14 protein-coding genes are annotated in these 14,469 nt (G+C 72.8%); 12 read left to right on the forward strand and 2 right to left on the reverse strand.

Translation table 11 applies throughout. The features are described 5' to 3' along the window. The first annotated feature begins 26 nt into the window (after nt 1-26). From pheS to argH, 9 genes are all read left to right on the forward strand, one after another. Complete coding sequence (pheS, locus tag EV382_RS04480) at nt 27-1,094, forward strand: phenylalanine--tRNA ligase subunit alpha (protein WP_030335722.1); 1,068 nt, start codon at nt 27-29, stop codon at nt 1,092-1,094. Nucleotides 1,095-1,134: 40 nt separating this feature from the next. Next, a complete protein-coding gene (gene pheT, locus EV382_RS04485; protein WP_130400364.1) occupies nt 1,135-3,681 on the forward strand; it encodes a phenylalanine--tRNA ligase subunit beta in 2,547 nt (848 codons plus the stop codon). 193 nt (nt 3,682-3,874) lie between these two features. Continuing rightward, on the forward strand, nt 3,875-4,876 hold the full coding sequence (gene argC / locus EV382_RS04490; protein WP_130400365.1) for an N-acetyl-gamma-glutamyl-phosphate reductase: 1,002 nt from the start codon (nt 3,875-3,877) through the stop codon (nt 4,874-4,876). Further along, nucleotides 4,873-6,045: a bifunctional glutamate N-acetyltransferase/amino-acid acetyltransferase ArgJ gene (gene argJ / locus EV382_RS04495; protein WP_130400366.1), complete on the forward strand. Its 1,173-nt coding sequence runs from the start codon at nt 4,873-4,875 to the stop codon at nt 6,043-6,045. The genes argC and argJ overlap by 4 nt, the downstream gene beginning before the upstream one ends. Continuing rightward, nucleotides 6,042-6,947, forward strand: a complete 906-nt coding sequence (gene argB, locus EV382_RS04500; protein ID WP_130400367.1) for an acetylglutamate kinase — start codon at nt 6,042-6,044, stop codon at nt 6,945-6,947. Before argJ ends, argB begins: the two co-directional genes overlap by 4 nt. After that, the gene (locus EV382_RS04505; protein ID WP_130400368.1) at nt 6,944-8,221 is read left to right on the forward strand and encodes an acetylornithine transaminase; all 1,278 of its coding nucleotides are present in this window, start codon (nt 6,944-6,946) and stop codon (nt 8,219-8,221) included. Before argB ends, EV382_RS04505 begins: the two co-directional genes overlap by 4 nt. After that, nucleotides 8,218-9,216, forward strand: a complete 999-nt coding sequence (gene argF, locus EV382_RS04510) for an ornithine carbamoyltransferase (RefSeq protein WP_130400369.1) — start codon at nt 8,218-8,220, stop codon at nt 9,214-9,216. Before EV382_RS04505 ends, argF begins: the two co-directional genes overlap by 4 nt. Then, nucleotides 9,213-9,728, forward strand: a complete 516-nt coding sequence (locus tag EV382_RS04515; protein WP_130400370.1) for an arginine repressor — start codon at nt 9,213-9,215, stop codon at nt 9,726-9,728. Before argF ends, EV382_RS04515 begins: the two co-directional genes overlap by 4 nt. Nucleotides 9,729-9,804: 76 nt before the next feature. Next, entirely contained in the window at nt 9,805-11,268 is a 1,464-nt protein-coding gene (argH, locus tag EV382_RS04520) for an argininosuccinate lyase (RefSeq protein WP_130400371.1), read from the forward strand. A gap of 43 nt (nt 11,269-11,311) precedes the next feature. Here argH and EV382_RS04525 read toward each other — a convergent pair whose 3' ends face one another. Both EV382_RS04525 and EV382_RS04530 read right to left on the reverse strand, forming a co-directional pair. Further along, nucleotides 11,312-11,665, reverse strand: coding sequence for an MmcQ/YjbR family DNA-binding protein (locus tag EV382_RS04525; RefSeq protein ID WP_130400372.1), 354 nt, complete (start codon nt 11,663-11,665; stop codon nt 11,312-11,314). 92 nt (nt 11,666-11,757) lie between these two features. Then, nucleotides 11,758-12,183, reverse strand: a complete 426-nt coding sequence (locus EV382_RS04530) for a DNA-binding protein (RefSeq protein ID WP_130400373.1) — start codon at nt 12,181-12,183, stop codon at nt 11,758-11,760. Between the two features lie 133 nt (nt 12,184-12,316). Between EV382_RS04530 and EV382_RS04535 the strand changes: the two genes are divergently transcribed. The 3 genes from EV382_RS04535 to EV382_RS04545 all read left to right on the forward strand — a co-directional run bounded on the left by EV382_RS04535 (nt 12,317) and on the right by EV382_RS04545 (nt 14,410). Next, nucleotides 12,317-12,958, forward strand: a complete 642-nt coding sequence (locus tag EV382_RS04535) for a DNA-3-methyladenine glycosylase (RefSeq protein WP_130400374.1) — start codon at nt 12,317-12,319, stop codon at nt 12,956-12,958. A gap of 88 nt (nt 12,959-13,046) precedes the next feature. Then, nucleotides 13,047-14,132, forward strand: a complete 1,086-nt coding sequence (locus EV382_RS04540; RefSeq protein ID WP_130400375.1) for a WD40/YVTN/BNR-like repeat-containing protein — start codon at nt 13,047-13,049, stop codon at nt 14,130-14,132. Between the two features lie 2 nt (nt 14,133-14,134). After that, complete coding sequence (locus tag EV382_RS04545) at nt 14,135-14,410, forward strand: ubiquitin-like small modifier protein 1 (RefSeq protein ID WP_130400376.1); 276 nt, start codon at nt 14,135-14,137, stop codon at nt 14,408-14,410. Nucleotides 14,411-14,469 lie beyond the last annotated feature (59 nt).

Raw genomic sequence — 14,469 nt, forward strand, 5'->3', positions numbered from 1 at the left:
CCGCCGTGAGGGAGTGCCCGTACGCCATGAGCTACCGCAACGATCCGTACGACCCGAAGCAGGTCGCCCTGCTCGACCCCGCCGCCCTGGCCGAGGCCGTCGCGGACGCCACGAAGGCGTTCGAGGCCGCCGCCGACCCGGACGCGTTGACCGCGCTGCGCTCGGTGCACCTGGGTGACCGGTCACCGGTCTCCCTCGCGCGCCGGGAGATCGGCGCGCTGCCGCCGGCCGCGAAGTCCGACGCCGGTAAGCGGGTCAACGAGGCCCGCCGGGCCATCGAGTCCGCCTACGCCGAGCGCGCCGAGGTGGTGGAGCGCGAGCAGGCCGAGCGGGTGCTGGTGGAGGAGCGGGTGGACGTCACCCTGCCCTACGACCGGCGTCCGCGGGGCGCCCGGCACCCGTTGAGCACCCTGATGGAGTCGATCAGTGACCTCTTCGTCGGGATGGGCTACGAGGTGGCCGAGGGGCCCGAGGTCGACCTGGAGTGGGTCAACTTCGACGCGCTGAACATCCCCGCCGACCACCCGGCCCGCGGGTTGATGGACACCTTCCACATCGCACCGGAGGGGTCGGGCCTGGTGCTGCGCACGCACACCTCGACGGTGCAGACCCGCACGATGCTCAGCCGCAAGCCGCCGATCTATGTGATCGTGCCGGGCCGGGTCTACCGCACCGACGAGATCGACGCCACCCACAGCCCGGTGTTCCACCAGGCCGAGGGCCTGGTCGTCGACAAGGGCATCACGATGGCGCACCTGCGGGGCACGCTGGACCACTTCGCCCGGGCGATGTTCGGCCCGGAGGCGAAGACCCGGTGGCGGCCGCACTACTTCCCGTTCACCGAGCCGTCGGCGGAGTTCGACGTGTGGTTCCCGGAGCACCGGGACGGCCCGCAGTGGGTCGAGTGGGGTGGTTGCGGCATGGTCAACCCGCGGGTGCTGCGGGCCTGCGGCGTCGACCCGGAGGTCTACTCCGGATTCGCCTTCGGCATGGGCATCGACCGGACCCTGATGGTCCGACACGGGGTCAGTGACATCCGCCATCTCTTCGAGGGCGACGTGCGGTTCAGCCGCGCGCTCGGGACCGGGGCGTAGGCGATGCGGGTACGAGACACGGGAACGGTGGTCTGACGTCATGCGAGTTTCTGTCAGTTGGCTGCGGGAGTACGTCGACCTCCCCGCCGACCTGCCCACGGGTGACCTGGAGCAGGCACTGGTCGACCTCGGCATCGAGGTCGAGTCCGTGGTGGACCTGGCCGAGACGGTCACCGGCCAGCTGGTCGTCGGTGAGGTCCGTGAGATCGAGGAGCTCACCGGCTTCAAGAAGCCGATCCGGTTCTGCCGGGTCGACGTGGGTGCCGCCAACGGCACCGGCGAACCGCAGGAGATCGTCTGCGGGGCGCGCAACTTCGCCGTCGGTGACCGGGTGGTGGTGATCCTGCCCGGTGGCGTCCTGCCCGGCGGCTTCGCCATCGGCGCGCGCAAGACGTACGGGCACAACTCGGCGGGCATGATCTGCTCGGCGAAGGAGCTGGGCCTGGGCGACGACCACTCCGGCATCATCGTGCTGGGGTCGGACGTGACCGCGAAGCCGGGCGACGACGCACGCCCGGTGGTCGGCCTCGACGACGTCGTGCTCGACCTGGAGATCACCCCCGACCGGGGGTACGCGCTGAGCATGCGCGGCCTGGCCCGGGAGCTGTCACACGCGTTCGACGTGCCGCTGCGCGACCCGGCCCTGGTGCCGGCGCCGGGCGGCACCGAGACGCCGGCGTACCCGGTGGAGGTCCGTGACCCGGTCGGCTGCGACCGGTTCACCGCCCGCCTGGTCCGTGGCGTCGACCCGACCGCGCCCACGCCGTCCTGGATGCAGCAGCGGCTCGTCACCGCCGGCATCCGCAGCATCTCGCTGCCGGTCGACATCACCAACTACGTGATGCTGGAGCTGGGTCAGCCGATGCACGCCTTCGACGCCGACCGGATCGCCGGGCCGCTGGTGGTCCGTCGCGCCGAGGCGGGGGAGAAGCTGACCACCCTCGACGGGGTCAGCCGGGTGCTCACCGCCGACGACATGGTCATCTGCGACGACACTGGGCCGATCTCCCTCGCCGCCGTGATGGGCGGCGAGACCAGCGAGGTCGTCGCCGGCACCACCACCGTGCTCTTCGAGGCGGCGCACTGGGACCCGGCGATGGTCGGGCGCACGGCCCGCCGGCACAAGCTGTTCAGCGAGGCCGCGAAGCGCTGGGAGCGGGGCGTCGACCCGGCCGTGGCGCTGGTCGCGCTGGAGCGTGCCGTGCGGCTGCTCACCGAGCACGGCGGGGGTACGCCGAGCGCGGAGATCCTGGACATCGACCACGTCCGCCCGCGTACCCCGATCAGCCTCCCGGCGGACCTGCCGACCCGGCGGGTCGGCGTCGAGTACCCGCCGGCGCGGGTGGTCGACCTGCTGGAGCGGGTCGGCTGCACGGTGGCGCAGGGCGCGGACCGGTTGTCCGAGGACCCGGGTGCGGTCGGTGTCGCCAGCGGCGTCGGGGTGGTGCTGAGCGTCACCCCGCCGACCTGGCGGCCCGACCTGACCGACCCGGCCGACCTGGTCGAGGAGGTGGTCCGCCTCGACGGGTACGACAAAGTGCCGTCGGTGCTGCCGACCGCGCCGCCGGGCCGCGGTCTGACCCCGCGGCAGCGTCGCCGCCGGGCCGTCGCCGACTCGCTGGCCGAGCGCGGGTACGTGGCCGTGCTCGCGCACCCGTTCGTGTCGCCGGAGCTGGCCGACCAGCTCGGCCTGCCGGCCGACGACCCGCGGCGGCCCGCGGTGCGACTGGCCAACCCGCTGTCCGAGGAGGAGCCGCTGCTGCGTACCACGCTGCTCGGTCCGCTGCTCGGCGTCCTCAAGCGCAACCTCGGCCGGGGTCACCGTGACCTCGCCCTGTCCGAGATCGGCGCGGTCTTCCACCCGCGTGTCGGCGCCGGCAGCCCGCCGGCGATGGGCGTGGACCGGCGCCCCACCGACGCGGAGTTCGCGGCCGCCGACGCGGTGGTGCCGGCGCAGCCGGTGCACGTCGCGGTGGTGCTCACCGGCGACCTGGACCCGGCCGGCTGGTGGGGGCCGGGTCGACCGGCCGGCTGGGCCGACGCGATCGAGGCGGGCCGTGACGTGCTGGCCGCCGCCGGGATCCCGGACGAGTGGGTCGAGGTGCGTGCCGCCGAGTACGCCCCGTGGCACCCGGGTCGCTGCGCCGAGCTGCGGGTCAACGGCTCGGTGGTCGGACACGCCGGTGAGCTGCACCCGGTGGTGGTCGCGGCGCTGGAGCTGCCCCGCCGCACCAGCGCGATGGAGCTGAACCTCGACGCGCTGCCGCCTACCCCGGTGCTGCCCGCGCCGACGGTGTCCGGCTTCCCGCCGGCGCTGATCGACGTGGCCCTGGTGGTGGACGAGTCGGTGCCGGCGGAGCAGGTGCGCCGGGCGCTGGAGGCGGGCGCCGGTGAGCTGCTGGAGGACGTGCGGCTGTTCGACGTCTACTCCGGTGCGCAGCTCGGCGAGGGTCGGCGGTCACTGGCGTACAAGCTGACCTTCCGGGCACCGGATCGGACGCTCACCGTCGAGGAGGCGGTCGCCGCACGGGACGCGGCGGTGGCCGTCGCGGCGGAGCGACTCGGCGCGACCCTGCGCGGCGCCTAACCCCCGTTCCCACCCTCGCGATCTTGCAGTTTGTGTTGCCGATCAGCGCCTTTGGTCGGCTACCCGGGCACAGTGAGTGCACGATCGCGAGGGCGGGGCGGGGGCTCTACATCATCATGCAGAGGGCTGTATTAACTTGCAAGAAACAGGTCGCCCTTGTTAGCCTTCGCTGCATAGTCATGCGGAGGTGAGTATGGGGATCCGAGTCGCGGTCGCCGGAGCGAGCGGGTACGCCGGAGGTGAGTTGCTGCGCCTGATCGCCGGGCACCCGGAGTTCGACCTGGTCGCCGCCACCGCGCACAGCCAGGCCGGGCACCGCGTCGACGTGGTGCACCCGCAGCTCACCGGGCTCGACCTGGTGTTCGGCACGACCGATCCGGCCAGCCTGGCCGACGCGGACCTGGTCTTCCTGGCCCTGCCGCACGGCGAGTCGGCGGCCCTCGCGGCCCAACTCCCGGCCGAGGTGCGGATCGTCGACCTGGGTGCCGACCACCGGCTCGCCGACCCGTACGCCTGGGCGCAATACTACGGCGGCACGCACGCCGGGCAGTGGGCCTACGGCCTACCCGAGCTGCCCGGTCAGCGGGAGTTGATCGCCGGCTCCACCCGCGTGGCGAACACCGGCTGCTACGCCGCCGCGATCACCCTGGCGCTCGCGCCGCTGATCGCCGACGGCGCGGCCAGCCCCGCCGACGTGGTGGTGGTCGCCGCCTCCGGCACCTCCGGCGCGGGCCGGGCGGCCAAGCCGCACCTGCTGGCCAGCGAGGTGATGGGCGACCTGTCGCCGTACCGGGTGGGCACCCACCAGCACGTCCCGGAGATCAAGCAGGCCACTGGGGCGACCGGCCTGTCGCTCACCCCGGTCCTGGCGCCGATGCCGCGCGGCATCCTGGCCACCGTCACCGCGGTGCCGGCGCGCGGCGTCGACCCGCAGGACGTGCTGGCGCGGGCGTACGCCGACGCGCCGTTCGTGCACGTGCTGCCGGAGGGGCGCTGGCCGCACACCGCCGCCACCCTGGGCTCCAACTCGTGTCACCTCCAGGCCACTGTCGATGTCGACTCGGGTCGTCTGATCGTGCTCAGCGCGTTGGACAACCTGGGCAAGGGCGCTGCCGGTCAGGCCGTACAGAACGCGAACCTGATGGTTGGCCTGCCGGAGACGACGGGCCTGTCGGTGTGGGGGGTGGCGCCGTGAGCGTCACCACCCCTCGGGGGTTCCGGGCGGCCGGGGTGGTCGCCGGCCTCAAGGCCAGTGGCGGCGCGGACGTCGCCCTGGTGGTCAACGACGGCCCGGACGCCGGGGTGGCCGGTGTCTTCACCACCAACCGGGTCAAGGCCGCGCCGGTGCTCTGGACCCAGCAGGTCGTGCAGGGCGGTGTGGTGCGTGCTGTGGTGCTCAACTCCGGTGGCGCGAACGCCTGCACCGGCCCGGCCGGTTTCCAGGACACGCATGCCACCGCTGAGCACACCGCCGCCGCGCTGACCTCGGTCAGCCCACGGTTGATCGTGGGTGCTGGTGAGGTCGCGGTCTGCTCGACCGGCCTGATCGGTGAGCGGTTGCCGATGCCGAAGCTGCTGCCGGGCGTCGGCGCGGCGGTGCGCGGGCTCTCCCGCGACGGTGGCCCGGCCGCCGCTGAGGCGATCATGACCACGGACACCCGGCCGAAGACCACGGTGGCCCGGGGGAGTGGCTGGACGGTCGGTGGCATGGCCAAGGGTGCGGGGATGCTCGCGCCGGGGATGGCCACCATGCTCTGCGTGCTGACCACCGACGCGGTGGCCGGGCCAGCGATGCTGGACGAGGCGTTGCGGGCGGCCACCCGGGTGACCTTCGACCGGGTCGACTCCGACGGTTGCATGTCCACGAATGACACCGTGCTGCTGCTGGCCAGCGGGGCGAGCGGCATCGAGCCGACGCTGGCCGAGCTGGCCGCTGCCGTGACGGCGGCCTGTCACGACCTGGCCCAGCAGTTGGTCGCCGACGCGGAGGGCGCCACCAAGCAGGTCGCCATCGACGTGGTGGGCGCGGCGGACGAGGACGAGGCGGTCGAGGTGGGTCGTACGGTGGCCCGCAACAACCTGGTCAAGACGGCGCTGTTCGGCAACGACCCCAACTGGGGTCGGATCCTCGCCGCCGTCGGCACGACCGCCGCCGCGTTCGAGCCGGACGAGGTGGACGTGGCGGTCAACGGGGTGTGGGTGTGCCGGGGCGGCGCCGCCGCCGAGGACCGCTCGAAGGTCGACCTGACCGGTCGGGACGTGACCATCCGGATCGACCTGCACGCGGGCACGTCGGCCGCCACGATCTGGACCAACGATCTGTCCCATGCGTACGTCCACGAGAATTCGGCGTATTCAACATGAGTCTCAGTAGCGACTTGGCTCGCGCCCAGGTCAAGGCGGAGACGCTGATCGAGGCGCTGCCCTGGCTGGCACGTTTCTCCGGCTCGACGGTGGTGGTCAAGTACGGCGGTAACGCGATGACCGATCCGCAGTTGCAGCGGGCGTTCGCGGCCGACATGGTCTTCCTGCGCTATGCCGGTCTGAAGCCGGTGGTGGTGCACGGGGGCGGTCCGCAGATCTCCGCCATGCTGGGTCGTCTCGGCATCGCCAGCGAGTTCCGGGGTGGCCTGCGGGTGACCACCGCCGAGGCGATGGACGTGGTCCGGATGGTGCTGGTCGGTCAGGTGGGCCGGGAGTTGGTCGGGCTGATCAACTCGCATGGTCCGTACGCTGTCGGTCTCTCCGGTGAGGATGCCCGGTTGTTCACCGCGGTGCGTCGTCCGGCGTACGTGGACGGGGCGCCGGTCGATGTCGGTCAGGTCGGGGACGTGGAGTCGGTGGATGTGTCCGCGGTGACCGACCTGATCGAGGCCGGTCGGATTCCGGTGATCTCGACGGTGGCGCCGGACGTGGAGGGGGTGTTGCACAACCTCAACGCGGACACCGCCGCCGCGGCGTTGGCCATCGCGTTGCGGGCCCGCAAGCTCGTGGTGCTCACCGACGTGGCCGGTCTGTACGCCGACTGGCCGGACACGAGCAGCCTGGTCTCGGAGATCGACGCGGACGATCTGGCCAAGCTGCTGCCCAGCCTGGAGTCGGGGATGGTGCCGAAGATGGAGGCCTGCCTGCGGGCGGTGCGTGGGGGAGTGCCGGCCGCGCACGTCGTCGACGGCCGGGTGGCGCACTCGACGTTGCTTGAGGTGTTCACCTCGGAAGGGTTCGGAACGATGGTGGTGCCGGGAGACGGGACGGACGCGACATGAGCACGTTGGCGCAGCGGTGGAAGCAGTCCATGATGGACAACTACGGCACGCCGCCGTTGGCGTTGGTCTCCGGCGCGGGTGCCGTGGTGGTCGACGACGCCGGCCGGGAATACCTGGACCTGGTGGGCGGCATCGCGGTCAACGCCCTCGGGCACGCCCATCCGGCGGTGGTGGCGGCGGTGTCGAAGCAGGTCGCGACCCTGGGGCACGTCTCCAACCTCTATGTGGCCGAGCCGCCGGTCGCCCTCGCCGAGCTGTTGTTGGCGCTCGCTGGCCGTCCCGGTCGGGTCTTCTTCGCCAACTCGGGTGCGGAGGCGAACGAGGCGGCGTTCAAACTTTCCCGGCGCACCGGGCGCACCCACGTGGTGGCCACCCGGGGTGGTTTCCACGGCCGCACCATGGGCGCTCTCGCGTTGACCGGCCAACCGGCGAAGGCCGATCCGTTCCGGCCACTGCCGGGTGAGGTGACCCACGTCGACTACGGCGACGTGGCTGCCCTGGAGGAGGCGGTCTCCGACGCCACCGCCATGGTGATCCTGGAACCCGTGCAGGGCGAGAACGGCGTCGTCGTCCCGCCGGCCGGCTACCTCGCGGCGGCCCGGCGGATCACCGCCCGGCACGGCGCGTTGCTGGTCCTCGACGAGGTGCAGACCGGCGTCGGGCGTACCGGGCACTGGTTCGCGCACCAGGCCGAGGGTGTGGAGCCGGACGTGGTCACCCTGGCCAAGGGGCTGGGCGGTGGGCTGCCCATCGGCGCCACGCTGGCTTTCGGTCCCGCCGCCGACCTGCTCACCCCCGGCTCGCACGGCACCACCTTCGGCGGCAACCCGATCAGCTGCGCGGCGGCGCTCGCCGTGGTGGCGACCATCGCGAACGAAGGCCTGCTTGACAACGTCAAGCGGGTCGGTGAGCGGCTGCGTCGCGGCATCGAGGCGCTGGGTCACCCGCTGGTCGCCGAGGTGCGCGGCACCGGTCTGCTGCTGGGCGTGGCGCTCACCGCGCCGGTTTCGTCGGTGCTGGCCGAGGCGCTGCGGGAAGCCGGCTTCCTGGTCAACCCGGTGCAGCCGGGCTTGGTGCGGCTGGCTCCGCCGCTGATCCTCACCGCCGCCCAGGCGGACACCTTCCTGGCGGCGCTGCCTGCCGCACTGGACGCGACCGCCCCGGCCGCCGCCGGAACCGACGCAGATCTTGGAGGGAAAGCGCCCCTCCAGGGGCCGAAATCTTCCAAGATCTCGACGCCGACACCCACGACCACGACGGGGACGACTCGATGACTCGGCACTTCCTCCGCGACGACGACCTCTCGCCCGCAGAACAGTCCGCGGTTCTCGACCTGGCTGCGCGGATGAAGGCGGACCGGTTCGGCCACCGGCCGCTGGTCGGCCCCCGCTCGGTGGCGGTGCTCTTCGACAAGCAGAGCCTGCGGACCAGGATCTCGTTCGACGCCGGGATCGCCGAGTTGGGCGGGCACCCTCTCGTGGTGGACACCCAGGTCACCCACTTCGGTCGGGGTGAGTCCCTCGCGGACGCCGGGCGCGTGCTGTCCCGTTACGTCGCGGCGATCGTGCTGCGGACCCACGGGGACGAGCGGATCGCCGAGGTGGCGGCGGGTGCCAGCGTGCCGGTGATCAACGCGCTCACCGACGGTTTCCACCCGTGTCAGCTGCTGGCCGATCTGCTCACCATCCGGGAGCGGTGCGGTGGCACGGCCGGCCGTACCCTGGCGTACGTGGGAGATGGCGCGAACAACATGGCGCAGTCGTACCTGCTGGCCGGGGCGATGGCCGGGATGCATGTCCGCATCGGCGGCCCGGCCGGGTTCGCACCGGACGCGGCGGTGGTGCAACGGGCGGCGCAGATCGCGGCGGACACCGGCGGGTCGGTGCGGGTGGTGATCGATCCGGCCCAGGCGGTCCGCGACGCCGACGTGCTGGCCACCGACACCTGGACGTCGATGGGGCAGGAGTCCGACGGGTTGGACCGGATCACCCCGTTCCTGCCGTACCAGGTCAACAAGGAGTTGCTCGGCCAGGCCGCACCGGATGCGATCGTGCTGCACTGCCTGCCCGCCCACCGCGGCGAGGAGATCACCGACGAGGTGCTCGACGGCCCGCAGAGCGCGGTCTTCGACCAGGCGGAGAACCGGCTGCACGCCCAGAAGGCGTTGCTGACGTTCCTGCTGGACCCCACGACGGCGGGGGCCGCGACCGACGAGCCAGCGACCGACGACACCGCGACCGACGACACCGCCATCGGGCTGCGACGATGACCGCGCCGCTGACTCGCGCGGCCCGGCACGCCCGGATCGTGGAGCTGATCCGCGACCGGGCGATCCGGTCGCAGACCGAGTTGGCCGACCTGCTCGCCGCCGACGGCGTGGGCGTCACCCAGGCCACCCTCTCGCGGGACCTGGAGGAGTTGGGCGCGGTGAAGGTGCGCGGCGGCGATGGTCCGGCCGTCTACCTGATCCCCGAGGACGGCCAGCGACCGTTGCGCGACGCGGAGGCCGCGCCGGCCCGGCTGGTGCGGCTGCTGCGCGAACTGCTCAACGGGGTCGACTCCAGCGGCAACATCGCGGTGCTGCGGACCCCGCCGGGGGCGGCCCAGTATCTGGCCAGCGCGTTGGACCGGGCGGGCCTGCCCGAGGTCGTCGGCACCATCGCCGGTGACGACACCATCCTCGTCGTGGCCCGTGAGGCCGTCGGCGGGGCCGCGCTCGGCGACAAGCTCGCCGGCTGGGCCCGCCGGGAGGACACCGTCGACGGGAGTGCCGCGTCATGACGCGGCGGAGTGTGAAGAGTGACCGGGCACGGCGAGTGAGCCCCGCAGTCGCGGGCGAAAGGCAACCAGAGCAATGATGGGCGACGTGGACGACAAGAGCCTGACCGAGAACAGCGCCGCCACCAACCGGACGAGCCTCTGGGGTGGCCGGTTCGCGGGCGGCCCCGCCGAGGCGCTCGCCCGACTGTCGGTGAGCGTGCAGTTCGACTGGCGCCTGGCCCCGTACGACATCGCCGGTTCCCGGGCGCACGCCCGGGTCCTGGCCGGCGCCGGTCTGCTCGACCCGGAGGAGCTGGGTCGGATGCTGGCCGCGCTGGACGACCTGGAGGCTGCCTGCGCCTCCGGGTCGTTCCGCCCCACCATCGACGACGAGGACGTGCACACCGCGCTGGAGCGTGGTCTGCTGGAGCGCCTCGGCAGCCTCGGTGGCAAGCTGCGCGCCGGCCGGTCCCGCAACGACCAGGTCGCCACCGACCTGCGGCTCTACCTGCGCGACCACGCCCGAGGTGTGGCCAGTCGCCTGGTGGAGTTGGCGGAGGCGCTGGTCGAGCAGGCCGAGCGGCACATCGACACCGCCGCGCCGGGCATGACGCACCTTCAGCACGCCCAGCCGGTCACCTTCGGGCACTGGCTGCTCGCCCACGTGCAGCCGCTGCTGCGGGATCTGGAGCGGCTGCGCGACTGGGACCACCGGGCGGCGATCAGCCCGCTCGGCGCGGGTGCCCTGGCCGGCTCCGGGTTGCCGCTGGACCCGGTGGCCGTGGCCAAGGAGCTGGGCTTCCGTACGTCGTTCGCCAACTCGATGGACGCCGTGGCCGACCGGGACTTCGTGGCCGAGTTCCTCTTCACCACCGCCATGATCGGGGTGCACCTGTCCCGGCTCGGTGAGGAGGTCGTGCTCTGGACCTCGCACGAGTTCGGCTGGGTGGAGCTGGACGACTCGTTCGCCACCGGCTCGTCGATCATGCCGCAGAAGAAGAACGCGGACATCGCCGAGTTGGCCCGGGGCAAGTCCGGGCGGCTGGTCGGTGGCCTGATGACCGTGCTGACCATGCTCAAGGGTCTGCCGATGACCTACGACCGGGACATGCAGGAGGACAAGGAGCCGGCCTTCGACGCGGTCGACACCCTGGAGCTGCTGCTTCCGGCCCTGGCGGGAATGATCTCCACGATGACGGTCCGGGTGGACCGCCTCGTCGCCGCCACCCCGGTCGGCTTCTCCCTCGCCACCGAGGTCGCGGACTGGCTGGTCCGCCGCAACGTGCCGTTCCGCGACGCGCACGAGATCACCGGTCAGCTGGTGGCGCTCTGCGCGGCCCGGGAGTGCGAGTTGGAGGACGTCTCCGACGAGGACCTGGCCGCCGTCAGCAAGCACCTCGACCCGTCGGTGCGCGACGTGCTCTCGGTCCGTTCGGCTCTCGCGGCCCGGACCACCCCCGGCTCCACCGGCCCCGGCCCGGTCGCCGACCAGCTCGCCGACGCGGCGGACCGGCTGGCGACCTGGCGGGAGTGGGCCACCGAACGGGTCGTCCCGCGCTGACCGTGCCGTGGCGTCGGTGGCTGCCGCCGACGCCACGGTTGGTTCAGGCCGTCGGGCGCTCCCGCTTGGGGAGCTTGGCCACCACCATGTCGTACGACGAGTCGACCGCCTCGGTCAGCTCCTCGTCGTCGATTCCGCCGTCCAGACGCAGGGTGTTCCATCCGGACCGGCCGATGTAGGCCATCACGCTGGCGTCGTCGGGGTGCCGGTGCAGCCATTCGTCGGCCACCTCCCGGGTGGGCCCGCACTTGATGCCGACCGTCGGCTTGCCGCCGTCGCGGCCGAGGAACGCGAAGATCCGGCTGCCCACCTTCACCACCTCGTCGCCCTCCCAAGGCTGGTCCAGCCACGCTCCCGGTTTCGCCAGGCAGTACGCCCGCATCTCGGTGCGTTCCATGGGTGCCTCCTCGTCGTGCGCACAGTGTGCCCGCCCGACCGCCGTCGCGGGCACGGCGTGCCGATCCGGGCGTCGATTCCGCCTGGGTCGGCTCAGGTGGTCTGCTCGGACGAGCGGGCGGCGACCCGCTCGTAGCGCTGTCGGGCCGCCTGGGCGCTGCCCAGGCCCAGCCCGTACGCGATCGCCTGCCAGGTCAGCCCCCGGTCGCGGGCCAGCGTCAACAGGCCCGCCTCCAGGGCGTCCAGCTCGGCGCGCACGTGGGGCAGCAGGGTCAGCGCGGCGGTGAGGTCGGCGGCGTCGATCGGCTCCTCCGCGGGTTCGCGCTCGGCTCCGCCGGCGGCCAGGGCGGTGACCAGGGCGACCGCCTCCCACGGGTCCAGCACGTACGGGTGGGCCCACCGGCTCCGCTGGGTGTCGGTGCCGGCGTGCCGCTCGCTGATGCGCTGCAACGCCTCGTACGTCCGGTGGGATCGCGCCCGGCCCGGGTCCGGCGCGGTGAAGATGTCCTCGGTCGTCATACCCCGAGCACACCCCATCAACGTGTCGTTGTCAACAGATTGTTTAAGTCCCGGCGGTCCGGTCGGCGGTCCGGTGTGCTCGGGCGAGCCGGCGCCCACACGATCGATTCGCGGGGTGGGTACCGTCGGGGACATGGCTCTGACCTCCGGTGACCGCACCACCGACGCCGACCTGACGGCGCTGGCGGACCTGCTCGCCGGTCCACTGCTGCCGGCGGCGCGCGGGTTGCTGGGCTGCCGACTGCACGCCGGCGGGGTCACCGCCCGGATCACCGAGGTCGAGGCGTACGCGGGCAGCGGCGGCGATTCCGCCTCGCACGCCCATCGCGGCCGTACGCCGCGCAACGCCGTGATGTTCGGCCCCGCCGGCCACGCCTACGTCTACTTCACCTACGGGATGCACTGGTGCATGAACGTGGTCACCGGGGTGGACGGTGAGGCCGCCGCCGTGCTGCTGCGCGCCGGTGAGGTGGTCGATGGGCTGGCCACGGCACGGGAGCGCCGGCCGGCCGTCCGGCGGGACGTGGACCTCGCCCGCGGGCCCGCCCGGCTCTGCTCCGCGCTCGGCATCGACCGCGAGGCGTACGGGGCGTACCTGCTCGGCGATGGTCCGGTCCGCCTGCGACCGCCGGCCCGTCCGGTGCCGCCGGAGACGGTGCTGGCCGGTCCCCGGGTCGGCGTGACCGGCGCGCACGATCTGCCCTGGCGGTTCTGGCTCGACGGCGATCCCACGGTCAGCGCGTACCGCCGGCACGTGCCCCGCGTCCGGCGCTGAGGCCGCCGTCCGGCGTGTGGGCGGCGGAGACTGTCGGAGGGTGTGGCCATAATCACCGGACCTGCTCACCGACGGTTCGGAGGACATCATGGCAACACTGCTCGCGATCGGCACAGCCAAGGGCCTGTTTCTCGCCACCAGCACCGACGACCGGCGCAGTTGGGAGATCACCGGTCCGCACTTTCCGATGACCGGTGTCTACGCGGTCGCGGTCGACACCCGTCGCTCGACCCCGCGGCTGCTGGCCGGCATGACCAGCTCACACTTCGGTCCCAGCGTCGCCACCAGCGACGACCTCGGCGCTTCCTGGGACGAGCCCGACCAGGCGCCGGTGGCGTTCCCGGCCGACACCGGCGTCTCCCTCGGGCGGGTCTGGCAGCTGATGCCGGCGGGCCCCGACGAGCCGGACGTGGTCTGGGCCGGCACCGAGCCCTCCGCGTTGTTCAAGTCGACCGACGGCGGTCGCAGCTTCGAGCTGGTCCGTTCCCTCTGGGACCACCCGCACCGCCCGCAGTGGGAGGCCGGCTTCGGTGGTCAGGCCGTGCACACCGTGCTGCCCCACCCGCGTGACCCGGCTCGGCTGCTGGTCGCCATGTCCACCGGTGGGGTCTACCGCTCGGAGGACGCGGGGGCGAGTTGGGCGCCGGGCAACACCGGCATCCGCGCCTACTTCATGCCCGACGAGTGGCCGGAGTTCGGCCAGTGCGTGCACAAGGTCGCCCGGGACGCCGCCAACCCCGAGCGGCTCTACGCGCAGAACCACCACGGTGTCTACCGCTCCGACGACGACGGCCGCACCTGGTCCTCGATCGCCGACGGGCTGCCCAGCGACTTCGGCTTCCCGATGGTCGCCCACCCGGGGCGCGGCGGCATGGTGTGGACCTTCCCGTTGGTGGCCGACGGCGAGCGGTTCCCGACCGACCACCGCTGCCGGGTGTTCCGTTCCGCCGACGCCGGCGGCAAGTGGGAGCCGCTCTCGGTCGGCCTGCCCGAGGGGCCGTTCTATCCGGCGGTGCTGCGCGACGCGATGTGCGCCGATGACGCCAGCCCCGGCGGGGTCTACTTCGGCACGCGTTCCGGCTCGGTCTTCGCCAGCCGCGACGAGGGTGACTCCTGGTCGTCGGTCGCGGCGCACCTGCCCGACGTGCTCTGCGTTCGCGCCGCGCAGGTCTGAGCATGGTCACCGTGCTGCTGCCCGGCCCGCTGCGCGGCGAGGCCGGGGGTGCGAGTCGCGTGAGCGTCACCGCCACCGGGACGCTGCGGGCGGTCCTCGACGAGATGGCCGTCGCGCATCCCCGGCTGGCCCGGCGCATCCGCGACGAGCGCGGCGAACTGCGCCGCTACGTCAACGTGTTCGTCGACGGGGAAGACTGCCGGCACTCCGGCGGGCTGGCCACCCCGGTCACCGACGGTGCGGAGGTGCAGGTGTTGCCGTCGGTGGCGGGCGGCTGAGCCGATCCGCCGCGTCGAGGACGTCGGCTGCCCAACCGGGTTCGGCAGGCTTGCGGCCG

Origin of the sequence: Micromonospora violae, from assembly GCF_004217135.1 — a bacterium.
Taxonomy (GTDB): Bacteria; Actinomycetota; Actinomycetes; order Mycobacteriales; family Micromonosporaceae; genus Micromonospora; species Micromonospora violae.